This window comes from Gracilimonas sp., assembly GCF_017641085.1.
Taxonomy (GTDB): domain Bacteria; phylum Bacteroidota; class Rhodothermia; order Balneolales; family Balneolaceae; genus Gracilimonas.
The window spans coordinates 1,449,679-1,473,316 of record NZ_JAEPPI010000001.1; the positions used below are offsets into that span (position 1 = coordinate 1,449,679).

22 protein-coding genes and 1 tRNA gene are annotated in these 23,638 nt (G+C 43.9%); 3 read left to right on the plus strand and 20 right to left on the minus strand.

Features of this window, described 5'->3' with window-relative positions; all coding sequences use genetic code 11:
* Positions 1-79 precede the first annotated feature (79 nt).
* The 5 genes from JJ941_RS06245 to JJ941_RS06265 all read right to left on the minus strand — a co-directional run bounded on the left by JJ941_RS06245 (position 80) and on the right by JJ941_RS06265 (position 5,355).
* Positions 80-1,045, minus strand: coding sequence for an NAD(P)-dependent alcohol dehydrogenase (locus tag JJ941_RS06245; RefSeq protein WP_290962900.1), 966 nt, complete (start codon positions 1,043-1,045; stop codon positions 80-82).
* A gap of 135 nt (positions 1,046-1,180) precedes the next feature.
* Entirely contained in the window at positions 1,181-1,471 is a 291-nt protein-coding gene (locus tag JJ941_RS06250; RefSeq protein WP_290962901.1) for a type II toxin-antitoxin system RelE/ParE family toxin, read from the minus strand.
* Positions 1,462-1,746, minus strand: a complete 285-nt coding sequence (locus JJ941_RS06255) for a type II toxin-antitoxin system Phd/YefM family antitoxin (protein WP_290962902.1) — start codon at positions 1,744-1,746, stop codon at positions 1,462-1,464. The genes JJ941_RS06250 and JJ941_RS06255 overlap by 10 nt, the downstream gene beginning before the upstream one ends.
* Positions 1,747-1,969: 223 nt before the next feature.
* Positions 1,970-2,503 carry a hypothetical protein gene (locus tag JJ941_RS06260; protein WP_290962903.1) on the minus strand — a complete coding sequence of 178 codons (534 nt, stop codon included), beginning with the start codon at positions 2,501-2,503 and terminating at the stop codon, positions 1,970-1,972.
* 356 nt (positions 2,504-2,859) lie between these two features.
* Positions 2,860-5,355 (minus strand): MMPL family transporter, encoded by a 2,496-nt coding sequence (locus JJ941_RS06265; protein WP_290962904.1) that lies wholly within the window; start codon positions 5,353-5,355, stop codon positions 2,860-2,862.
* Positions 5,356-5,804: 449 nt separating this feature from the next.
* Between JJ941_RS06265 and JJ941_RS06270 the strand changes: the two genes are divergently transcribed.
* Both JJ941_RS06270 and JJ941_RS06275 read left to right on the plus strand, forming a co-directional pair.
* On the plus strand, positions 5,805-6,854 hold the full coding sequence (locus JJ941_RS06270) for a hypothetical protein (RefSeq protein WP_290962905.1): 1,050 nt from the start codon (positions 5,805-5,807) through the stop codon (positions 6,852-6,854).
* 75 nt (positions 6,855-6,929) lie between these two features.
* On the plus strand, positions 6,930-7,970 hold the full coding sequence (locus JJ941_RS06275; protein WP_290962906.1) for a hypothetical protein: 1,041 nt from the start codon (positions 6,930-6,932) through the stop codon (positions 7,968-7,970).
* On the opposite strand, the gene JJ941_RS06280 is transcribed toward JJ941_RS06275, so the two are convergent.
* Positions 7,948-8,700 (minus strand): sugar phosphate nucleotidyltransferase, encoded by a 753-nt coding sequence (locus JJ941_RS06280; RefSeq protein WP_290962907.1) that lies wholly within the window; start codon positions 8,698-8,700, stop codon positions 7,948-7,950. The genes JJ941_RS06275 and JJ941_RS06280 overlap by 23 nt on opposite strands.
* 5 nt (positions 8,701-8,705) lie before the next feature.
* Complete coding sequence (locus tag JJ941_RS06285; RefSeq protein WP_290962909.1) at positions 8,706-10,022, minus strand: inositol-3-phosphate synthase; 1,317 nt, start codon at positions 10,020-10,022, stop codon at positions 8,706-8,708.
* Positions 10,023-10,222: 200 nt separating this feature from the next.
* On the opposite strand from JJ941_RS06285, the gene JJ941_RS06290 reads away from it, so the two are divergent.
* Entirely contained in the window at positions 10,223-11,659 is a 1,437-nt protein-coding gene (locus JJ941_RS06290; RefSeq protein WP_255131998.1) for a lipopolysaccharide biosynthesis protein, read from the plus strand.
* On the opposite strand, the gene JJ941_RS06295 is transcribed toward JJ941_RS06290, so the two are convergent.
* The 13 genes from JJ941_RS06295 to atpB all read right to left on the minus strand — a co-directional run bounded on the left by JJ941_RS06295 (position 11,660) and on the right by atpB (position 23,635).
* Positions 11,660-12,556, minus strand: coding sequence for a sulfotransferase (locus JJ941_RS06295; protein WP_290962912.1), 897 nt, complete (start codon positions 12,554-12,556; stop codon positions 11,660-11,662).
* Between the two features lie 23 nt (positions 12,557-12,579).
* Complete coding sequence (locus tag JJ941_RS06300; protein WP_290962914.1) at positions 12,580-13,584, minus strand: sulfotransferase; 1,005 nt, start codon at positions 13,582-13,584, stop codon at positions 12,580-12,582.
* A 28-nt stretch (positions 13,585-13,612) separates the two neighbouring features.
* The gene (locus JJ941_RS06305) at positions 13,613-14,788 is read right to left on the minus strand and encodes a CDP-glycerol glycerophosphotransferase family protein (protein WP_290962916.1); all 1,176 of its coding nucleotides are present in this window, start codon (positions 14,786-14,788) and stop codon (positions 13,613-13,615) included.
* A gap of 32 nt (positions 14,789-14,820) precedes the next feature.
* On the minus strand, positions 14,821-16,371 hold the full coding sequence (locus tag JJ941_RS06310) for a capsule assembly Wzi family protein (RefSeq protein WP_290962918.1): 1,551 nt from the start codon (positions 16,369-16,371) through the stop codon (positions 14,821-14,823).
* Between the two features lie 126 nt (positions 16,372-16,497).
* A complete protein-coding gene (locus JJ941_RS06315) occupies positions 16,498-17,091 on the minus strand; it encodes an ABC transporter substrate-binding protein (protein ID WP_290962920.1) in 594 nt (197 codons plus the stop codon).
* 8 nt (positions 17,092-17,099) lie between these two features.
* A complete protein-coding gene (locus JJ941_RS06320) occupies positions 17,100-18,485 on the minus strand; it encodes a TolC family protein (RefSeq protein WP_290962922.1) in 1,386 nt (461 codons plus the stop codon).
* 97 nt (positions 18,486-18,582) lie between these two features.
* A tRNA-Ser gene (locus JJ941_RS06325) sits at positions 18,583-18,669 on the minus strand.
* Positions 18,669-19,565, minus strand: a complete 897-nt coding sequence (atpG, locus tag JJ941_RS06330; RefSeq protein ID WP_290962924.1) for an ATP synthase F1 subunit gamma — start codon at positions 19,563-19,565, stop codon at positions 18,669-18,671. Before atpG ends, JJ941_RS06325 begins: the two co-directional genes overlap by 1 nt.
* 13 nt (positions 19,566-19,578) lie before the next feature.
* On the minus strand, positions 19,579-21,189 hold the full coding sequence (atpA, locus tag JJ941_RS06335) for a F0F1 ATP synthase subunit alpha (protein ID WP_290962926.1): 1,611 nt from the start codon (positions 21,187-21,189) through the stop codon (positions 19,579-19,581).
* 31 nt (positions 21,190-21,220) lie between these two features.
* Positions 21,221-21,769, minus strand: a complete 549-nt coding sequence (atpH, locus tag JJ941_RS06340; RefSeq protein WP_290962928.1) for an ATP synthase F1 subunit delta — start codon at positions 21,767-21,769, stop codon at positions 21,221-21,223.
* Positions 21,770-21,778: 9 nt separating this feature from the next.
* Entirely contained in the window at positions 21,779-22,291 is a 513-nt protein-coding gene (atpF, locus tag JJ941_RS06345) for a F0F1 ATP synthase subunit B (protein WP_290962930.1), read from the minus strand.
* A 13-nt stretch (positions 22,292-22,304) separates the two neighbouring features.
* Positions 22,305-22,526, minus strand: a complete 222-nt coding sequence (gene atpE / locus JJ941_RS06350; RefSeq protein WP_290962932.1) for an ATP synthase F0 subunit C — start codon at positions 22,524-22,526, stop codon at positions 22,305-22,307.
* Positions 22,527-22,570: 44 nt separating this feature from the next.
* Positions 22,571-23,635 (minus strand): F0F1 ATP synthase subunit A, encoded by a 1,065-nt coding sequence (gene atpB / locus JJ941_RS06355; protein WP_290962934.1) that lies wholly within the window; start codon positions 23,633-23,635, stop codon positions 22,571-22,573.
* Between the last annotated feature and the right edge of the window lie 3 nt (positions 23,636-23,638).

Consider the following 23,638-nt stretch of genomic DNA (forward strand, 5'->3'; position numbering starts at 1 on the left):
AAAATATTGAGAGCCTGGCAAGAAGGATATTCTTGAGGCTGGCTGCCGGATAACAGTTTATATGGTTCGGCCGCCATCTTTAGAACTCAACCACAATCTTTCCTTTATGCTTTCCCTCTCCGAAATACTGAATCAATTCCGGGATTTGATCAAAGGGGTACGGTCCGTCGATAACGGGTTTAAGTATCCCTTTTTCCGCAAGTCTTGTCAGCTGATCCAAACCCTTATTCGGTTTCAGGGCAAGAACACTAAGTTTTTTACCGGTAAAGAGTGACAGAATCCACCCTGACAATACTATTCCAAATAACCGGGGCATCGAACCTCCAACGGTGACATACCTCCCCTTCTTTTTGAGACATCGGGCATAGGTAAACACCGACCGGTTTGTTTTTGCATCGAGGATAAGGTCATACCGGTCTCCGGTTTCTGTAAAGTCCGTTGTCTTGTAATCGATCACATGATCATATCCCAGCGACTTCATCATTTCAAGCTTTTCTCCGCTATCCACCCCGGTTACTTCTGCCTGTAATGGCTTCAGCATTTGGATGGCCAGGGTACCAACTCCACCTCCGGCCCCGTTTATCAGTATCCTTTCACCGGATTTCAATTCCCTTTTATGGATAAGTCCCTGTAGAGCCAGAAGTCCGGCGTGCGGAAGGGCCGCGGCTTCATTATGACTCAGGTTCCCGGGCTTTTTTGATACCATTTTCTCCGGTACACACACGTATTCGGCAAATCCGCCAAAGCCGCATTCTGAAAGGTCGCAGTATATCTCATCGCCGATGCTGAAGGAACTTACTTTTTCCCCTACCGCTTCGATGGTTCCGGAAATATCTACCCCGGGGATCCGGATTTTTGGGGTTCGCAATCCGTATAGCATGCGAATTATAAACGGATTTCCTCTGACCAGTCCCCAATCCCAGTCGTTGATAGATGCCGAATGAATGTAAACCAACACTTCGTCATCCTTCGGAACCGGCTTGGAAACTTCCCCAACCTCCAGCTTATGCGGCAATCCGTATTCCTTTAATAATATGGCTTTCATGGAAGTGGGTTATGGCGGGCTGGTGGTTATGAATCCGAGATTATGAGTTGGTAGAAGTAGCGAAATTAATTCCTTGCAAACAAGTTCTATCGCAGCCTGGACGCGTTCGATTTAAAACGCTTTGTTAGCCAACCGTTAATATGGTTTTTTAGGTAATACTTGACTTGTATGCCAAATGGTAAGCATGTCTACCCGATTTGGTTTTAACTCGTACACCAGGCGATAATTACCATGGATAAGTTCTTTTATCTCCGGCCGGTTAAACTCCGGAATCATTCTTCCACTATCGGGCTGTGTCCTGAGTTGCTCACAATGCTCAAAAATACCTTCAGCCCATTGGATAGCCGTAGGGATATGATCTAAAGCAATATAATCTGTACACTCTTCAACCCTTGTTAAAAACCGATCGGTTAAAATTACTTCCATTTAGAAAGATGACTTTCGATTCTATTTTTTGCTTCATCCACAGAATAGGTCTTGCCTTGTTCCACCTGTTGCTTGGCTTCCAGTAAATCTTCCAGCATTTCCATTCTTTTAGTGACCCGTTCATATTCTGATACATCCATTAAAACCGCAGCACTCTTCCCATGTTGAGTAAGCACGATAGGTTGCTTTTCCTTTTTTAAGCGTTTCACAAAATCAGCAGATTTCCTTCTAAACTCAGAGAGGGGTTCGATATCGTTGGTAATAGAAATATTCATATCAGTGCATTAAAAGTTTTTTAAAGTACTGATAATATACTGGAATGAATTTTGAGAACCAATGGAAATGGAGGATTAGGTTGCTAACGACCCGGCGTTTAAACGGCGCAGGTTCTTGTTTTTCGTAGAAGTAACGGATTAATTTTATTGCTCACAAGCTTTCGAGGGAACCCTACCTGCGTCCGTTTGAAATGCTTGTTATTTTACTAGCTATGTGGGTTAATTAATCTTTCCTAGTTGCTCGAAATTCCCCGGTAATATTTGACTCTGTATCTGAACTAATTACTGTGACAAGCCTAAAACTCCCTACTAATAGATCGTCTGTTTTTTCATCAATATATATAGTACCAGATTTAATCCCCTGGGAATCAAGTGTGTTTGGATGGACAAATATATTTTGGAAGAAAGTTGATCCTAGTTCTAATTCATCTGCGTCTGTTTCCCAAAGTGAATTTAGAGTAAGGCCGATATTGATAGTGTACTCAGTTGTTTCACCATTAATCTCTCTTGTATTAGTAATTTCTCCTGTCTTAAGAGTTAAAAATAAAACTGAATCTTCTAAAACATTCTGAAATCCATCAGTAGGAATTTCAATTTCAAAAAAAGCATTCCCATCAAAACTACTTCCATCTTCAACTTTTGCAGTAAATTTTCCATCCAAAAGTTCGTCAATATTTAAACTTGTTGAGCTTGAGCAACCTGCAAAAAATAAGGTGCTAACTATCAAGAGGTGGCTTAAAGGCGATATTAGTTTCATAACAAATATGTTTGTTGATCTACTTATATAATCTAGTAAAGTCTAGGTAAAATAACATAATATTACCCAAACAAGGGTTTTGTTAGAACGCGGTGGATAAAATCCAAAAATCCGCCTTCAAAATCCTCATTCGGTGTTTCCAGGATATTATCCGACACCAAAGACGGATAAAGTCGCCGTATAACATCTTCTCAGGAATGTGCAGATTTCTTTTGAGAAAGGAAAATCAAATAGTTAGCGGTACGGGTGGGCTTGAATATGAGGAGTAGTGAGTTTTGAGTAGTGAGACCACTCATCACTCATCACTCACTACTAACCTCTTACATCTAACATCTTTTATCTTAAATCTATCAACCCTAAAACCGAATCCAGTCTTTGTCTTCCAGCCATTGGATAAGCGCGGGCAGGAAAGTAATCGAGGTTAGTAAGGTCATGCCGATTCCCAGCACCGCCATTACTCCTATTGACTGCAGGCCCGGATGATTCGTGAAAAGCAGTCCGGCAAAACCGAGCATGGTGGTAATGGAGCCCATGGTTATGTGCTGCCCCGTACTCGAAAGCACCTGCCACATGCTGTTCTTTCCTTCTTCCCGGTAACGGTGCGCAAGGTGCACGCCGCTGTCTTCCCCGATTCCGAGAATAGCCGGAAGAACCACCAGGTTATAAAAGTTAAACTGCAGGCCGAATATCATCATGAGACCAAACAGCCAGAGCAGACCCACCAGTAACGGAAGCATGGCTATGATAGACCACCGGAACGACCGGAAGGAAAACAACATGAAGAAGTAAATGAAAATGAAGGTGGCCCCTACCATATACGGACTTTCAGTTCGCATCAGGTCGAGCATGGAGGCGGCTACAATAGAGGTACTGGCTGCATGAAATTCTTTACCGCTGTCCAGGGTCACCACCGATACGTCATTCTTAAAGGCGATGGATTTCTTTCCGTCTCCCAGCCCTACCGACGGATAGATGATAACGAAACGCCCCACCTCTCCGTCTTTGGTAATAAAACGGGACTTCAGGTAATTCGGGATGGAATCCAGCGAAACGGGCTCAGTGGTTTGGGCGGCCATCCGAAGTTTTTCCAGGTCCTCATCCTCCTGTTCAACCAAGAATGGGTCCTTTAAGAGCTCCCGAATTTCGGCAATTTTTTGAAGCTTCTGCTGCTCTTGTGCTTCATGGATTGGATAACGTTCCTGCAGGGTCTCCACGCTTTTTATGGTCGGTGAAGTAGTGTCGGAATCCATCCGTTCTTTCAGGATGCCTGCAATTTCTTCCACCTGCTCGTTGGTCTCGGCAATGATGTAAGCCGGATTGCGCTTGCTGTTGTCATCCACCTGACCGGCAAAGGAACGAAATTCTTCATATTCAGGGAAGGTGGGTTCCAGCTCACCAAAGTCGTACTGAAAGCGGAGATTGCCGCTGAAGCCGATCACAAAGGCCGAAGCAACCAGGCCCACCGTTACAATGGTTCGGGCGTATGGGTAGCGGTGTACGCCGGTGTATTCCTCCTTCTGCTCATCGGAGATCAGGATCCAGTTGAGGCGTTCATCAAATATAACCAGCAGTGCCGGAAGGATATATAACATAGCCATGAGTGACAGCAATATTCCGGTGCCGGATATAAAACCAAATTCGGAAAAGCCGCGGAAATCGGCGAACATCAGAATGTATAAAGCAGCAGCGGTAGTAAAAGCCGATACCAGGATGGCTTCCCCGGTCTTTTCATTTGTTTTCATGACGGCGTCATGGGCATTCATTCCCAGGGAGCGAAGCTCTATATACCGGGCATAGTAATGAATACCATAATCGATGCCCAACCCGAACAGGATCACGAAAAGAACGGAAGTCATGGTATTTAATACTCCTAAATAGAAGTAGGTGATTCCGAATGTCCAGGTCAGGCTGATCAAAAGCGGAACCCCGATAATAAGCACCGGAACCGGCATCCGGATAATGTGCGACCAAACGGAGTAATCTCCATTCCCGTTGGTTCCTTTGCGGTAATGAATATACTTTTTAAAGAAGAAGTACAGCATCACCAGCAAAATCACACTGCTGATCCCGCTGGCAAAACTTCCCAGAACGTCGTTCATGATGGAGGTGAGTTCCTCAAGGTGTCGTTTCAGCCGGCCACCGAAACGAACTTCCATTTCCGGGTGGTAAGCCTGAGGGTTCATGGAGGCAAGTAAGGAATCATATTCATCAAACATATCCTCCAGGTACTTGATGTCGCTTTTGGAACCCGTTGGAAAGAACCGGACTACCATGATGGTACTGTCCTCATTTACCGGGTACTCTGAAGGAACCAGCATGTTGTAGCTGTCTTCAAAGTTTTCGGCTCCTGCGGTTTCTTCCTCATCTTCATCCCCGAGATCAAAATAGAACGGGTTGGCCTCTTCTTTGGCCTGTTGGATTTCATCTTGCAGGTACTGGGTTACTTCCTCCAGCTCGTTCTCGCTGGCGAGGTACAGGGCGTTGTTCTTTACAAACTCTGTTTCCCGTCGGAATTCAGCCCGTTTAAAAAAGGTGTCTTCATAACGGGGATAGTACAAATCGAGGGAGCGTTGAATCAGGGTATCGGCAAAGGCTTTGTTGGCTTCAAAGCTGGGAGAGTTAATCACCACCAGCATTTCCGTTTCTCCCCCTACCGACTCGCTCAGCTTTTCCAGGGCCAACACATTGGAGTGATCTTCTGGGAGAAGATTGGCAATGTCGGTATCAACTTTAAGCTGAAGCGCATAATAGCCGCTTAAAACGGCCAGTATAATACAAACGGAAACGACCCAATACGGATGGGAATAATTGAATTTCAGTAGTGGCTTTAACAGCCTCAGAAGTTGTTTCATTTAAATAGATTCCTGGAAAATTCTTTAATCAATGCCCTGCATCTGTTTGCTGCGGGTCATATTTCGTTCTGCAGATTACTTCATCGGAAGGCGTTTAAACTTTGAATGCCTGCATTTCAAAATGCCTAACATAAAAAATATGATCGCCAATCCTGAAGCGGTGGAAATTAACTGTTTTTCGCCTAATTTATTTCATTTGATCACGCAATTTTAAAAAACAAAACATCTTCGGTTAACATACATATAATTGATTCAGACTAATCCTAGATTTGCCCCGTTTGTTCGAATAACTATGATTCAGAATTATTTACATTTCGCCAATGAAATCTTCCAAAGCCGTGTTAAGCCTTTAAAATTTACCCTAACATTAACTATTGAATACGCTCTTTACTAATTATCTATCATCTGCACACAGCTTTTTCTGCCCAATTTTTCAATTATATTCATCGATGAAATCTTTTTTCTTTAGGTTCTTATTTATTCTATTTCTTCTGCCGGTTTCGCTCTCTGCTCAAACAGTATATTTCCCTGTTGGAAGTTTCGGAGATTCGGATGGTCAGGACTTCGCTGCCAAGAATATTCAGTCAAAATATTTTAACGAGCTGTGGACTTATCATGTGCAGCTCGATAATGGTGTTCAGCTGATCTATACCTTTTCCATCAACGATTTCGGCTCATTTAAAGGCAGAGTTACCGGCGTTAAGCTCTCGGTTACCTGGACTGACGGTAACACCTATGTAGTGAATAAGGAATATAATCCCGCCACCTTAGTGGTTGAGCCGGACAGTAATTACATCCGCCCTCATCCTGAACGACCTTACTGGGGCAAAGGCAGTTTTGATGATAAGCACCGCCTGTTTTTTCACAACACCAACGACGGGGTTCAATACGATCTGGATCTCACCTTCACCAACATCGCGAAAGGAAAAACCATGGGAGACGGCGTTTATAAAGTTGGTAATAACGAGCTCGGAATGGCTCTGCTCATTCCCCATGCTGATGTGAAAGGTATGGTGGCTATTAACGGTGATACGCTGAATGTAACCGGTGTGGGGTATATGGATCACATTTATCAGAATAATCTCTCTTCGGAAATTATTGACCGCAGTTACCGAATTAAAACCGGGGATGCTGAGAATGGCATGTTCTTCCATTTCCTGACGCTTCGCAAAGCAGGCCTCCAAACTCCGATTGGCTATGGAGTGGGCTACCGAAACGGACTCGAGTATCTAATCACCCCTTCTTCAATTGAACGGGTAGAATCGGGGCAGGAAACCCCAGAGTTGGACCGCTATGTTAAAATCAAACCTTACCAAACGGATGTACTGAATGTGAGGGTGAAAAAACACATGGACACTTACTCCCTGCTGAATGAACTGGGAGGCATAAAAAGGTTTGTAGCCAAAAAAGTAATTGGCGGAGAGCTGATTGAGATGAATGGTACCGTAACCATCAATAAAGACCAACTCGGTTATTTTTATTACCTGGTAGCTAAGTAATAAATTTGAGGTCAATACAACTTAACCGTTTTGCCGGATGAGGCTCACTTTATTAAATTTTTTGAGCAGTATTCTATGAAACAATCTTTAATCGTTATCCTCTGTTTATTCTTATTTCATCAGGCTTTGTTTGCCCAGAGTTATATTGAAAAAGCACATCCCGAAATAACGGAGCTTAAACAAGATGATTTCAAGATTCACAATAAACAGGGGGCCTATTACAATGAACAGTGGGCCTACCACGTGATTCTGGATAACGACGCTCAAATCTATGTTACCTACGCCGTACATCATTTTGCAGGACTTAGGAATTCTTCAAGCAGCGGAAGACTTTCCCTGTTGAACTGGAAGGGTGAAAACTATAGTTCGCCAAGAGAATATGACCTGAATAATCTGATACTTCAGGAAAACCCCTATAAAATGAAGCTGCATCCCGAACGGGATATTTGGATTGAAGGCATACCCGGATTTAGCGAGCATCACTTTCATTTTAAGGGTAAATATGAAATACATATAAATTTTGATCAACCCTACCCCGGCTTTAAACCGGGCAATGGGGTTTTTAAGTTAGGTGATGAGGATGAACTAGGGATGTTTGTCCATATTCCCTTTTCCAGGGTTTCGGGTTATATCGCAGAAGGTCAGGATACCGTTAAAGTTTCCGGTATCGGATTTATGGACCACATCTATCAAACAAATTTAGCCACAAGGCTGCTTGAAAGCAGTTATAAGTTTAATGGAAGAACAGAGAATGGTTTTTCCGGCGGCTCTTTTATGGTACCTAAGCATTCTGCCAATGAGGCCATCGGTTACGCCTATTTCTATGATGGTGAAACATTGACTTTGAAAAACCCTGAAAAGGTCACCGTTAATAAACGAAAAGAAGTATCAGGAACTAAGACCCCTCTCGATATTACTGTCAATTATGAGGACGGGTCCAGCGATACTTTTTATTTTAGTGAAGTAGAGGAAAAAGTAGCTATGTTAAATGAACTGAGTGCTTTTAAAAAGCTGATCATTAAGCCCTTTTTAGGTGGAGAAGTTCTATTCTACCGGGGCCGGGCCCAAACAAACACCAAAGAAGAAGTGTATTTTAACCTTTCATTGGTTGATTGATCTCAGACAACATCTTCTCCGCTTCAGCCAGCATTTCCGGGGTGTCCACATCCTGCCAGTAAGCATCTCCGATGTCCAGCGTATGCATTTTTCCGGCTTCGGCCAGGGCCTGAACTCCATCAGAAAGTGAGGCATCGCCGGTAGCTTCATATACTCGCTTAATTTCATCAAGCAAGCCTTTAGTGCATACAAATACGCCGGTGTCGATGCAGTTGTACTCGCTGATAAGCTTCCCTATCGACTTGATTCGACCTTCCTTCACCATCACTTTGGTGGCGTCATCCATATCAAAGATTTCATCCACTTTGTAATCTACCAGTAAGGTAGCGGTGCCTTCATCCGGTTGATGCGCGCCCGCCAGTTCCATCATTTGATCAGAAAGGATGTGGTCGGCCATGGTTAGAATAAAATCCTCTTCAATAAAAGGCTCAGCAACCAGTACCGAAATTCCGTTACTCAAATCGTACCGCTTGTTATGGGCAAATTCGATGGGAACATCCCCGGTGTAAGAATCAAGGATGTCTTTCTTAATCTCTTCAAACCCAAAACCCAGCACAATGACGACTTTCCCGCATCCTGCCGTTCTCAGACTTTCGATGGTGCGATAGATAAGCGGAGTACCACCGACAGAAGTCAGTGGTTTGAGATCCGTATCTGTATCCACACCGGCCAGGCGGGAACCAAATCCCGCCGCTAAAACGACACCTGTTTTTGTTGGTAATTCAGACATAAAACTTATTTGTAGGAGTCGTAATTCTCAGACAGGTGAGTTACCGGCTGCTCTCCACCCATAACGCGCAGGGTGTTTTTGAGCCTGAAATGCTGAATGAAAATATCGTGCTCCTGAACATGGCCGTCTTCAACCTGGGGACTCTTGAAGTAGAAACTCAGCCATTCCTGAACACCGGCTTTGCCTTCACGCTTGGCAAGGTCAAGGAACAGGGCAAGGTCAAGAACGATCGGTGCAGCGAGAATAGAATCACGGCAGAGGAAATCCACTTTGATCTGCATGGGGTAGCTCATCCAGCCAAAGATATCGATGTTGTCCCAGCCTTCTTTCTCATCACCGCGTGGCGGGTAATAGTTAATACGAACTTTGTGGTACAGATCCGCATACAGGTCTTTGTAAGTCTCGGGCTGAAGGATGGTATCCAGTACACCTGATTTGGTAACTTCTTTTGACTTGAAGCTTTCCGGATCGTCCAGTACTTCACCGTCACGGTTTCCTAAAATATTGGTAGAGAACCAGCCCTGAATACCCAGCATCCGTGTTTTGAAACCCGGTGCTAAAATGGTTTTCATCAGGGTTTGGCCGGTTTTAAAGTCTTTTCCGGCAATAGGTACGCCTTTCTCTTCTGCCAGCTGTGTGAGGGCAGGATTATCGGCTGATAAGTTTGGAGCGCCGTTTGCATACGGTACGCCTTCCATGATAGCTGCGTAAGCATAAAGCTGAGAAGGTGAAATAGCTTCATCGTTTTCTTCCAGACCTTTTTCGAAGGCTTCAATCGACATATGACATTCGGAAGGTGACTGGTAAACTTCAGTAGAACCACACCATACCATTACCGCACGTGTTGCCCCGGTTTCCTTCATTCGGTTGCGAATGTCTTCGCGAAGCTGCTCGGCCAGGTCTTTTTTGGTTTTGAAATCTTTCACGTTTGGCCCGTCCAGCTTCTTCACATACTTCTGCTCAAAAGCAGCCGACATAGGCTCAATAGTCTTCAGGAAATCGGCAATGGGCTCAATATCCTGTGGCTTCAACACTTTGGCGTGAACGCAGGCATCATACACATTATCGGGCTTTACGTCCCATCCCCCGAATGTCAGGTCTTCCAGTTCGGCAAGTGGTAAAAAATCTTTGATGAGCGGGTTTCGGTTTTCAGACCGAGCTCCTAAACGGATGGTCTGCATCTGGGTAAGAGAACCGATAGGCTTGGATAATCCTTTTCGAATAGATTCAACACCTGCGATAAAGGTGGTGGCAACGGCTCCCATTCCCGGAGTTAAAACTAATAATTTCCCGTCTGCTGCTTTTGTGCTGTTATTTGACATTCGTAACTTTTTAGCTGAAAATTTTAATCCTTAAAGATAAAGAACTTGCTCAAGTTATGTTAGCACTTAATTAGTAATTCTATAAGAATTCGATAACCCCTTCTTAATCCTTCATTTCAATTGCTTGCGCTTCGCCCTATATTTGCTGACTCCATTTTTTATAAAACAAAAGCGACAATCCCTGATGATTATTAAAGATAATGAGTGAAAGTTCCTTTGCGCGCAGAGTGGCTTCGTCGGTGCTCTACAGTGGAGTTGGTTCGGTTACAGCGCGCCTGCTCAATGCTGTTGCTCTTTTCTATACGCTTAAGGTAATTTCTGAAGAGCAGTTTGGGATTGCTGCCCTTGCCCTCGCTTTTTTCAGTACCACCAAAGCCCTTACCGAACTGGGACTGGGAACTGCCCTGGTGCAGGAGAAGAGAATCGGGCGCACACAAGTCGATTCGTTGTTCTGGATCAGCTTTCTCCTCTCGGTTGTGGTGTATGGCCTCATCTACCTCGGGGCCCCTTTTGTGGCATCCTTTTATGACACCCCCGTGCTTTCTTCGATGATTCGGGTGTATATGCTGGGTATCATCGCGTTTAGCTTTTATATGATTTCGAGCAAGCTGATGATGCGCGACCTAGAATTCAAAAAGCTGGCCATAAGCGATAACGTGGCATTGGCTTCATCGGCAGGACTCATGATTTACCTTGCCTACACCGGGTGGGGTGCCTGGGCCATCATTCTTGCAGAACTGGCCAATAAAGTGGGACAAATGGTATTCTGTATGTTTTTCAAACCGTATTGGCCACGCTTTCATTATGATCATGGAAAGGTGAAACACCTTATCGAATTTGGAATGTTTACCACCGGCTCCAACTTCTTTCAGAAATTTTATATGAATGCGGATTACCTGATTATCGGTAAGTTCTTTTCCATGGAGCTGGTAGGGATCTATTCATTTGCCTACCGCCTGGTGTTTGATACGGTTAAAGAACTTTCTAATGTGATTAACCGGGTGGCTTATCCTGCATTTGCCAAGCTCCAAAATCAAATTCCCCGACTGCGGAACTACTTCTTCACCATGTCGCGGGCCAGTATGCTTTTGGTCGGAACCGTTATGGTTATCATCGGAACGTATATCGACTGGTTCCTGCCACTGGTGGGCTATGAAAAATGGATGGATGCCGTTCCTTATATGAGAATTTTTGTAGCCGTTGGAATCATTCAATGCCTGGTTACCCTGCTTCCAAAACTGATCAATGCCAAAGGCGAAGCACGGTTCATTTTCTATTTTACCAGTGCGAATGCAATACTGCTTCCGGCGGGATTCCTCATTGCCTCTCAAATAAGCATGATGGCCGTTGCGCTCGTTTGGCTTACCGTTTATCCACTGGTTTCCCTGGTCATCATCTATTTTGGAGCTAAGCTTACCGAGACCAACGTATGGAGGTTTGGATTGAAGAGCATCTCGGCTTTCGCCACTCTTATCCCCCTGGCCGGCTTTGCTTATGCTGTCAGATACGGCATCACCACCTTTTACGGGGAGGCTACCATAGGAGCGGTTGCGTTGGCAGCTATATTTGTATTCAGCATTACCGCATCCGTCATCTGGTTCCGTGAGAAAGATGCCATTCAGGCCATCCGGAAGTAATTATACGGTAAACTCGTAATCCTTCAGGAAGTCATACTTCTGACTTCGCTCTGCCACCTGATCGATCATCTCCTGCGGCCATTCAATCTTGGTACGGCTCTTGGAAGGAGAATCAAATACCTTGGCAGCGGCCGCCTTGATGTAATCCTCATACGGCTCAACCTCTAAAAACTCTACAAGTGTACGAAGCGTCTTCTCTGAATCTGAAATAAACTCTTCGTGGGTAAGCTCACACCACTCATCTTCAGCTACTTCTGATTTGAGTTTGGCGTTCGCCTCTACCCTCTTAAAGTAACTGTCGATCGCCTCTTGCAGGCTTGGCTGTACCGACCATTTTCTCTTGTGCGTGGCGATGTTATCCAAAGGATGGCGTACAATATGAATCAGTTTTAGCGGAAGCTGAACCTCTTTTCTGAGCTTCTCAATAATATCCGGCTTGGCCTGCAGATGGCGGGATGAACCTCCGCCTTTTTTATCCCCAATTACCTTCAGATTTCGGTAGCGCCCTTGCCACAGTCCTTCGATGGCATAATCGTACCCGGTCCATTCGCGCCCTTTTCCGGTAAACACTTTGTCTTTATGAAGAATCAGGCTGAAAATTTGCTCGCGGCTGAATCCGGCTCTCAGGTATCGCAGCGCATCCAATTCATGCGAAATAACCACATCGGGGTGAGCATCTAACAAAGAACCCACCAGCGTGTGCCCGCTTCGCGGATAGCCAATAAACATGCAGTAGCGCTCAATCTCATTGTAATCCCACTTGAAGTGTGAGTTCATGATTTTACTTTTCACGTAATCCCAGGGCATCCCAAGATCTGCACGGAGATCTCTGCGTTCGAACCCAAGCGCATCTGACAAAGCGGTTATTTGTTCACCAACTTTTTTGAGTACCGCCATTTTCTTACCTAACTATCTGTTTTTTATTCAAATTTTGATTCGTCCGGATAGGCATATCCTTCCTCACGGGCACCGGTAATGGTAGCCCAAATTGATCGGCTGAAATCTAAGCATTGATAGAACAAGTTTTTGGAAAAGGAAAGGGAATATTCACTTTTCTCATACCCCATTTCCTGCAACCTGGAACCGGCTGTTTTTTCAACTAATGCAATCTGCCAGGGCTCCAAAGCCGACTTCCAATCATCATTTCTGTTCTTCTGAATAGGCTTGAGGGTTCCTTTTTTCCATGATTTCTCGCCTTCAGCAAATCCTTTTTCTTCCCTGTTATAAAATTCCAGCATTTGCGGCTGGAAATCCACACCCAGAAAATCACAAATCCGGTTTAACATTCCTTCCGCATCTTTTATCAAATCCTGATAGCGAAGCATCATGTATTGGCCTTCCGGCAGGTCGTTTTGCAACTGCTGATGCATCTCTACGTACTCCCGCCAACGCCGGGTTGTCACATACACCGATGGCGAACCGAACTGTGCTTTAATTTCTGACCAGGCAGTTGCACGCGGATCCCTGAACATAGAAATAATTTTAGCATTCGGATAGGCCTTCAGAATTTCAGGGACCTGAAGAATATGCCGGGGCGTTTTCTCCCCCACTATACTTTTATCCCTTTCCTTCCGGTACATAGTTAGCTGCAGGTTGAAAAGGTCGGCCGGGGATGTCAGTGTTAATTCCTTTGACCACTGAATGGCTTCCTTTTTAACCAATCCAAGATCTCTTAGCCTTGTTTTTTGATCGTACCAAAAATCAAAAAGGCGTTCTTTGAATGCTTGCCTGTTTTCAGAACTAAGATATTTTTGTTCGAGATCAGCAGCGTGGTGAAAGAAATGGGTTTCCGGAGGAATTACAATATCCCGGTGCGAACTGAGCATACTTTGTAGCAGAGTTGAGCCGGACCGGCTGGTGCCCACGATGAAGAATATCCGGTCATGGGTTTGCTTAAGGTCACTTTGTGTGATCTGAATACTCAAGAGCTGATTTTGTAATTCATTGTTGAACTCAGTTTTCGTCTTCTACAAGATCTTGAATGGTATTCCAGATTCGCTCGCAATTCTTACCATCAGCCGAAAGCATGTGCTTGTCTAAATATTGCTGGGCTTTCTCTGCACAGCAATCCGGTTCTTCCAGGCCTTTTTGAATTTGATCCATCATGGCATCAAAGTTACGGGCCAGCATTCCCCCATTCTCTTCGGGATCATATTTCCAGATGAATTTTATGGAATCCACTTTCTTCTTACGAATGCCGAACAGCGTCTTATTCAGCCACATAAACGACTCATCCTTACTCTTAACCGGATAGACATGAACCGTTGGCCGGTGAGTAGCATAAAACAGGTTCGCTATGCTGCTGAAATTTGTAACCAAAACGTCCGCAACCTGCAGGTCCAGAAAGTTATCGGGATGATGATCCTTAAACTTCAGCACGATGTTATCATACTTTGTTTCCAGGCTTTGCAGAAACTCGAGGTAATGATGTTCAAACCGGTACGAATCGTGCAGCCTCAAAATTACATTTACCTGCTTTTCATTGAGGTCCGTCAGCAGCTGGTTGAATAGTTTATCCTCATCTCCCCAATGCGAAAACACCTCTCCGTAATGCCAGGTTGGGGCAATTAAGACGGTTTTCCTGTTTACCACATCAAAAGGGTAATAAGGCTGCAATTCCTCTTTCAACACATCCTTCTGCAAATAATCGTGGCTGGCCGACCCGAGATTAATACAATTCTCGGGGTGAAATCCACTTACTTCCGTTCGGTGTTTAAAATCGATTTTCCCAAAACTGGCCCATTTGATATCCTGGTTGGGCTCTTTCATGGTGCCCCAGGTTAACCGAATATTGCGGTGGAGCCACTTAAATTCCTCTTCATCATTCGGCCCCTTCCAGCCGTAGCCGTGCCACAGTATCAACGCTTTGGGGCTGAGCTTTCTAAGCGGGATGTTATTATCCATAATGGTGATATCCGGGTCGAAGCCCTTAATACCCCGAATGAGTGCCATCTTGTTGGAGTCGTACAGCTCAACATCGATATCCCAAAATTCGAAGATACCTTCCTGCTTAAACTTTTCAGCATCATCCAGTAACACTTTCACTTCCGAGTCGGTCTCTTCCGTGAGATACTTGGTAAAGCTCAACAAGTCGGCACCAAAAGTGGTGGCATAGATCAATACTTTCATAAATTGATACTCAGCCGATTGTATTAGAATTTTCAGTTACTGCCATATAGCCCAAACCTAACGCCCGCTTTAAATATTGTTACCAACCTGCTGCGGGTTATCCCGCTTACATTGTTGTAATTCGCAATATGATTATATCCTGTATCCAGTTCAAACCAAAACATGGAGCTGGGTTGATAGAGTACATGCAAACCAGCCCTTACCGTATTTTCTACCTGTCCGGTGAGAATAATATCGATCACACTGCCATCCGGGTTTTCCTTATTATAATCCTGATTAATCACCTGTTCCCCTTTGGAATAATAGGTCAGGTAAGGAGCAACCATAAGTCCCCTCCGGTATCGATCCAGAAAAAATTCAGGATACACTTTAATCTTTATGTAGTCATTGGTCGGTGTTCCAATACCCCTGTTCATGTACAAATACCTTCCTTCTGCCAGATCAGTGTTATAGGTTTGGTAGGCTACGGCTTCAAATTCAAGGTTTAAATCTGCACTGGTGTTTGAGAGAGCATAATTAAGGGAACTCAGGAAGGTAAAGGTGAAGGGCTCGCCTTTATCTTCGGTGTGTTGGAAATCATCGATCAGTAACTGTCCATTCAGGGTGAAATTACTGAACTGAGTCCATATCATTCCCCCGAACATAAGGTTATTCGTCTCATCCCAGGGAATATTATCTGATACAAATACATGCGTCAGCAGTGGGTTGCTGTACTTTAAAGAGAGCCCGGTATTATGGCCGGAGTACAGGATGGCTTCAAAAAAACTTATCCGGAATTTCGGTGAGGGATGAAAATTCAACCGGTGCATGGAAATAAACCGGTTATTCGCATCTTCATCGAAAGTCGTTCTTTCAACAAACACACTATCCCCGGATATATCATTTAACTCTCCAAGGATGCTTTGGAATGAAAAATACTTCCCTGACAAACTGAAAGTCAGATTATCGAAAGAACGGGCATTTGTACTGATGATGGAGGAGGCTTCTCCGTATTTACCCCAATGATGATTATACCGGCCCAGCATTATCTTTACACCGGATTTTTGATACCCTATATAAGAATCTTCGGCCCTGATAAATAAGCGTTTTGCAGCATCAAACCCATCGGGGTCCTGGTCGTAGTAGTAATCGTGACGGAAGGAAAGCTGACCTGCAAAATCTCCTTTTTCCATGTATCCTGTAACGGTAGCAGCGGGATATATATAGACATCCTGATTTAACGGATCAACAGCATCAAGACGTTCAGTATCACTGATCACCGGAGAAGCTGAGAACTCGCCACCAATTTCGTTGTCATCTGTCTCATTTAGCTCTACCCTTTCTTTTATCAGGTTCAGCCATACCTTCTCATTTCCCGATAATTGATCTTCATTAATACGGCTTATGGATTGCTTCACCTGTCCGTATGAATAAGGAAGAACAGTAGGATCTAGATCCAGCATTTTGCCTCTATGCTGCAAGCGCTGGATATATTCATAGGTATAGTCAGAAAGTGTCAACACCCTGCCATCCTGTGCATATACGCTTACAACAAGCAAAGAAATACATATGGTGAGAAGAGCACCTTTTAATCTGTTGATCATCAAGAAATTAGGTAATGAATCTTTTGAAGAGGCTAAGTTAAATCACTGAAGAGTTTTTATGAAATGTATTTTTGAACCCTTTTCTGAGGTACGACAATGGGGTTATCAAAGCCGGGGTAATACCGATTAAGCCCGTGCAGCTCTTTTTCTTAAGCTCTCCAACAGGGGCTCAAAGCCCTTCTGATTGATAATGCGCTGGAACTGGCGATTGTAGGAAGAAGCGGTAGATACATCATCAATTTCCATATCTACAATTACCCATCGCCCGTCCTGATATTCCATTTCATAATTAACAGGAGTGCGCACATTTTCGAGCTGAGCGAGCGTCTCTACCCGAGCTTCATCACCTTCTACCTGAATATCACGATAAGTGACTTTGGCCCGATAGATATCCAGCTTATTCAAAGATTGGTCTCTTACGATAGTAGCAAAAAGATCGACAAATTCGGTCCTTTTTTCTGTTGCAATGGTATCGTACGTCTCCTCCAGCGCTTCCTTTGCCATGGCTTCGAAATTGATCACCCCGTTTATGATCTCTTTCAATTGCTGACGCTGTTCGTCGGTATATTCCGTTCCTTCAGGCCCCACAAGTTCTTTGATTTGCTCGTCCCGTTCTTCCAGCAGCGACCGCACATCCTCTGCTGTTTGTTGGGCTGTTGCTGTAGCCGTTAAGAATATCACTAATAGAAATGTTTTAATGGCCGTTTTTAACATATGCATTGTCTGAATCAGTTTGTTATTAACGTAGTTAACGGAATCCCTGCCGATTTATTCAGTTTTGCCAGCGATGAATTATACTCAAAAATGCGCTGCTTTAATTGAAGTTTAAGCTCCAGTTCTTTGCGCATGGCATCAATCAGGTCTTTCACTTCACCCATACCAAAATCGTAGTCCAGTTGTTCCTGCCTTAACCATCGCTTGGAGGTTACCAGCGCCTCATCGGTTTGTTCTACTTTTACATCAGCCAGAGAAGCCTGTCGGTAGTTGTTATTAACCTCAAGCAGTATACCATCCTTGGCTGCATCCTGAGCATATGAAGCCTGTTTCAGTTTAATTTTGCTTCGTTCAATATTAGCCCTGATGGAGAAAAAATTCAGCTTTTGCCGGATCGTAAATCCGAAACCACCGGTAAACAGGTTGGTGTTATTCTGAATAAATGGGTTCGACTGTCGAGGGCGATTAGGCGTATTCGCAAAGTTGACATAACCGGCCAGATATAATCCGGGTAAATTCTGTTTTTTCAGGGAAGTGATGTAAGTTTCGGTCGCTTCCTCTCCTACTTTGAGGGCTTTAAGTTCGGGGCGGTTATTAAAGGCGGCTTGTTGATAAAAATCCACCGGTTCAATATTGGCCGCAACCGGATCCAGAAATCGAACCTGTGGTTCAAATACATCCCCAGCTTCATTGCGAAGCACATAGTTCCAGGTTTCTTTCACGAAGTTCATGTTCTCTTCCACTTCCGCCTTCTGTATTTCAAACTCCGATTTGTATATCTCAAACTTGAATACTTCTGACTCATCCAGGCTGCTGTCCCCTTCCTCTCTCATTTCATTTATCTGTCGCTCAACCTGATTCACCTTATCCTGAGCTTCTTCCAGCAAACGCTCAATTTCCAAAGCGAGAACATAACTAAAGTATAAATCGAAAAGTCTTAATTCGAGATCGGCTTTTTTTGCATCAAAACTGTACTGAGCAGCTTCGGCTCCCAGTCGGGCTGCTTCCACGGCCTTGTTTATGGCTCCCCAGGTGAATACCGGCTGGACTGCTGAAAGCTGGAACTTGGTATATATGGCCCAGTCATTCCAGTTGTTACGGAGGTTGGGGTCTAAATAATATTCATCTTCCTGAAGATCCGTTCGGTCACTTTCTACTCCGGGAACAAGTCCGTGCTGGGTATCTAACCTCATGTTTGGTACAATGCGCTGAGCCTGTGCCTGCTTGATCTGGTTTTCAGCAATTTCCACATCCTGCCGTTGATATTTCATCTGCCCGGAGTTATCCAGGGCTTTATTCAGAAAGGTATTGAAATCGATTTGAAGAGTATCCTGAGCAAAACTCACTGGGCTGAAGGCAAGCAGACAAGTAATAAGCGATAAAAGAATTCGTGCTGTCATATTAATTTATTGGTTTGAGGCGTAAACGCATGCACGATGATATTATTTAAAACCCATTATATAAAACAGAAATAGCCCCAAAAGGGGCTATTTATTGCGGAGAGCGAGGGATTCGAACCCCCGGAGACCGTGAGGCCTCAATGGTTTTCAAGACCACCGCATTCGACCACTCTGCCAGCTCTCCTAATTTTCACTCAGTGCTTGCGCACCGGATACAATCTCAGAAATTTCTGTGGTAATCGCACTTTGTCGGGCCTGATTATACTCAAGTCGTAAATCTCGTTCGAGGTCCTTAGCATTTTCGGTTGCACTGTCCATTGCGGTCATTCGTGCGCCCTGCTCAGAAGCATTCGACTCAAGTACGGCTCGCCATAGCTGCATGTTTAAATGCAAAGGCAATAATCGATCTAATATTGCCTGCGAATTCGGCTCGTAAAGGTAATCAATAGCTTGCTTAGATGCATTACCAGAATCACTTTTTGTGATATCCTCTGTATCTATAGGAAGCACCTTTTGAACTTTACGGTTCTGTGCAATTACAGACTTAAATTCATTATAGGCGATATATACTTCATCAAAATCACCATCAACAAATTGCGCTGTTGCAGCTTCCATTATTCTTGATGTAGCATCATACTTAATATCATCAAAAAAGCCGGGGAAGCTGTTAATTACGTTATACTTTCTTTTTTTGAAGTGAGCCGAAGCTTTCTTTCCAATGGTAACCAGTGATAATGTTTTATTATCCAGGTGATTTTGGAAATCACTATGCAAACGGCTTTCTACTTCTTTAAAAAGGTTGTTGTTGAACCCACCGCATAATCCGCGATCAGATCCCACAACGATAAAAAGTACATTTTTCACCTCTTCGGGTTTACGCATTACCGGATTGGTGGCACTGCTGTTATCAGCAAGCCGGCCTGCAACTTCTTCAATCTTAGAAGCATAAGGCCGCGTTTGGGTCATGCGGTCCTGGGCTTTTCTAAGCTTGGCAGCAGCTACCATCTTCATAGCTTTGGTAATCTGCTGCGTGTTATTTACAGATGATATCCGGTTTCGTATGTCTCGAAGATTCGCCATCTATGCTAATTCTTTAGTTGGTTGCTGTAACCTGATCAATTACGGATTCCGCTACTTCTATAAGCTGGCTGCCAAAAGTGTCATCTAAAACACCGCTTTGTGCCAATTTGCTCATCTCATCTTCATACTTGATGCCAACAGTTTCAAGGTACTGGCTCTCAAACTCTTCAATTTGTTCTACAGCAAGCTTATCAAGCAGGCCTTCGTCATTAATTTTCAGAAGGGCGATTTGCTGTTCAACAGGCAGCGGTTGGTAAACATCTTGCTTAAGCAGCTCTACCGTACGCTCCCCTTTACGAAGCTGTGCCTGAGTGGAAGCATCCAAATCAGAACCGAATTTAGCAAAAGCTTCCAGCTCACGATACTGCGCAAGGTCAAGCTTCAGTGTACCGGAAAGTTTCTTCATGGATTTCACCTGTGCAGATCCACCTACACGAGATACCGAAGTACCTACGTCGATAGCGGGACGAATACCCTGGTTAAACAGATCTGTATCAAGGAAGATCTGGCCATCAGTAATAGAAATTACGTTGGTTGGGATATAAGCAGATACGTCACCGGCCTGGGTTTCAATAACCGGAAGTGCAGTTAATGAACCACCGCCTTTTACTTTAGGACGCAGCTCGTCAGGAATGTTATTCATTGACTGAGCTACCTTATCATCATTAATGATTTTCGCTGCACGCTCCAAAAGCCGGCTGTGCAGGTAAAATACATCACCAGGATAAGCTTCACGGCCCGGAGGTCGTTTCAGCAACAGGGAAAGCTCACGATAAGCGACCGCCTGCTTGGAAAGGTCATCATAAATTACCAGTGCATGTCGGCCGGTATCGCGGAAATACTCACCAATAGTGGCTCCGGCAAAAGGCGCAATGTAACGCATAGGTGCAGAAGCACTGGCAGGAGCCGATACGATTGTGGTATAGTCCATAGCTCCGTTTTCTTCCAGAACCTTACGAATTCCGGCAACGGTTGAACCTTTTTGACCAACGGCCACATAGATACAGTGAACTGGTTTTTCAGTACCCTGTGTAGCTTTCTGGTTAATGATGGTATCAACGGCTACAGAGGTTTTTCCTGTTTGTCGGTCACCAATAATCAACTCACGCTGACCACGGCCGATTGGAATCAAAGAGTCAATAGATTTCAGACCTGTTTGAAGGGGCTCTTTTACCGGCTCACGGTAAATTACACCCGGAGCTTTACGCTCAAGCGGAAGTCGAATAGTGTCGCCGCTTACGGCACCTTTACCGTCAATGGGATTACCCAGTGGATCAATCACACGCCCAAGCAGGCCTTCACCTACGTTGATAGACGCGATATCTTTAGTTCGTTTTACGGTGTGCCCTTCCTGAACAGCACTTGATGAACCGAAGAGTACGATACCAACGTTATCTTCCTCCAGGTTAAGTACCATTCCGGTTACAGGTTCGCCTTTTTCATTTTTTGAATCCGGCAGTTCAACCAATTCACCGGCCTGCACTTTAGAAAGCCCATACACGCGAGCGATACCGTCACCCACTTCGAGTACGGTACCTACATCGTAGGTATCAGCTTCGTTGTCAAAGCCTGATAATTGTTTTCGTAATATGGCTGAAACTTCGTCTGGTCTGACTTGACTCATTGTAATCTAAGATTAATAAAACTGTTTTAATTTATTCCGTTGCTGTATTCAGGAATACATCTTCAAGCTGTTCCAATTTATGCTTGATGGTACCGTCAATAACTGTATCAGCTATTTTTATGGCCATACCGCCTTTCAGGTCTTCCTGCACTTTAACTGTGATATTCACCTTTTTACCGGTTACATCTTCCAGTCTTTTTATGACCTGATCTTTTTGCTTGTCATCCAGTTCGTTGGCAACAAACACTTCTGCTTCTATGATGCCTGCATATTCATTGTAGATATCAGTAAAAGCATGCGTTATTTCGCCAATAATGTTTTGACGATTTTTACGCGCAATCAGGTTGACAAACCTAAACACCAGTTCACTAACTTTTCCTTCGAAAAGAGCTTCCAGTGCATTTGCTTTTTTATCTGGCTTGATAACCGGGCTCTTCAGAAATAACTGCAGATCACGGGATCCTTCAACGGTGTTCTTTATGAATTGAACATCCTCGAAGGTGCGCTCTACTGCATCCTGTTCTTTAGCGAGCCCTAAAAGTGCAGTAGCGTAACGGCGTGCCGCTTTAGATACCAGCATGAATTATTATTAGTTTTTTGGAAGGTTAGATAAAAAATTATCTACCAGCTTGTTATTTTTTTCACTGTCAAGTTCGGCATCAATGATAATAGAAGCTGATTCTACGGCAAGTTTTGCCACTTCTTTCCTCAATTCAACCAAAGCTTGTTTCTTTTCTTGTTCAATAGAGGTGCGAGCTTGCTCAATAAGTTGATCAGCATCTTCCTTAGCTTTCTTAATACGTTCTGCACGTATCAATTCAGCTTCCTCTACTGCTTCTTTTCGAATCTGTTGTGCTTTTACTTCTGCTTCCCGAAGAGCTTTCTCATTATCTTTAGAGATTTTCTCAGCTTTCGCTAATGCATTCTCAGCGGATTCTAAAGACTCCTTAATATTTCGCTCTCGTTCTTGGAGCGCCGTCATAATTGGCGGTACAGCATATTTTGTCATCACCCAGACAAATACAATCATGGATATCAAAATCCATAATGCAAAACCTGTATTAAATGACAGAAAACTGCCGCCTGCTAAAAGTAGAGTCATCTTCTACCTGTTTTTATACTTGGATTCCAAGAGCAAGAAGAATACAAATAACTGCACCAAGAAGGGCAACACCCTCAATGAAAGCTGCAGTTAAGATCATTGCACCACGAATATCACCTGAAGCTTCAGGTTGGCGTGCAATGCTTTCCGTAGCTGCTTTACCGATCATTCCGATACCGATTCCGGCACCAATTGCCACGATTCCAGCACCAATACCAGCTGCTAATAGTCCCATAGTTCTATAAGTTTGTTTATTTAGTTATTGTTGTGTTTATATAATTATGCTTTTTCAGCAATATGTTCTGTATGATATCCTTCTTCCGCATGCGCATGATCTTCTGCTGCCATTCCAATAAAAACAGCTGAGAGCAGAGCAAATATGTAAGCTTGTAATAGAGCTACGAATGCCTTTAGTGCGTATAGTGCGGCTGTTAATGCAACAGAAACCACACTTACTCCATAACCGGCCGCGGCCCCAAATGCTTCTGCAAAAATAAAGATCAATCCCAATACTGCTATAATCATGATCTTACCGGATAACATGTTTGCGAAAAGTCGAATAGCAAGCGCAAAAGGCTTGGTAAAAATCCCAAGTATTTCAACAGGCGTCAGAATTGCGCGAACCCAGGTTGGCACTCCTGGGAACCAAAATATATGCGCCCAATAATCTTTTGTACCGCTAAACTGGGTAATAAAGAATGTGATAACAGCTAATGTACCTGTCACGGTAAGGTCGGCTGTAGCAGTTGCTGCCCAAGGCAACAAGCCAAACAGGTTCATAAATGATATTCCCATGAATACCGTAAATAAATATGGTACGTAACGATCCGCCTTAGTTTTATCAATATTTTCTCTTGCAATATCGTCCCTTACAAAGACAAATAGAATCTCAAAAATATTCTGTAACGCTCCTTTTGGTTCAACGTTACTACCAATCCCCTTTTTATAACGATTAGCCATATATATAGTTAACCAAATTACGGCGCCAAGGCTGAACCAAAAATAGATTAGGTGAGAGGTAATGGAAAGATCAATTATCATGCTTCCACTTACCGGCTTAATAACACCGCCAATCGCCTCAAAGTCACTTGAAGAAGCAGCAGATTTTGTACTTGAATAGAAGCTTAAGCTTTTCACTCCATCCTGGCTTTCCCAAAAGAAAATGCGTGGCAGGTAAAGCTTAGCACCAAATGCTTTGAAATAGTCATGATCTGCAACAGTTCCAACAATATCGATAACAGGTTCATCATCAGAGTTATCCTGAGTATCACTTGCGAATGTATTTGAGGTGCTAATCGATAAAAATAAAAGAGTTAAAAAAACTCGACGCAGGGTTTGAACCATTTT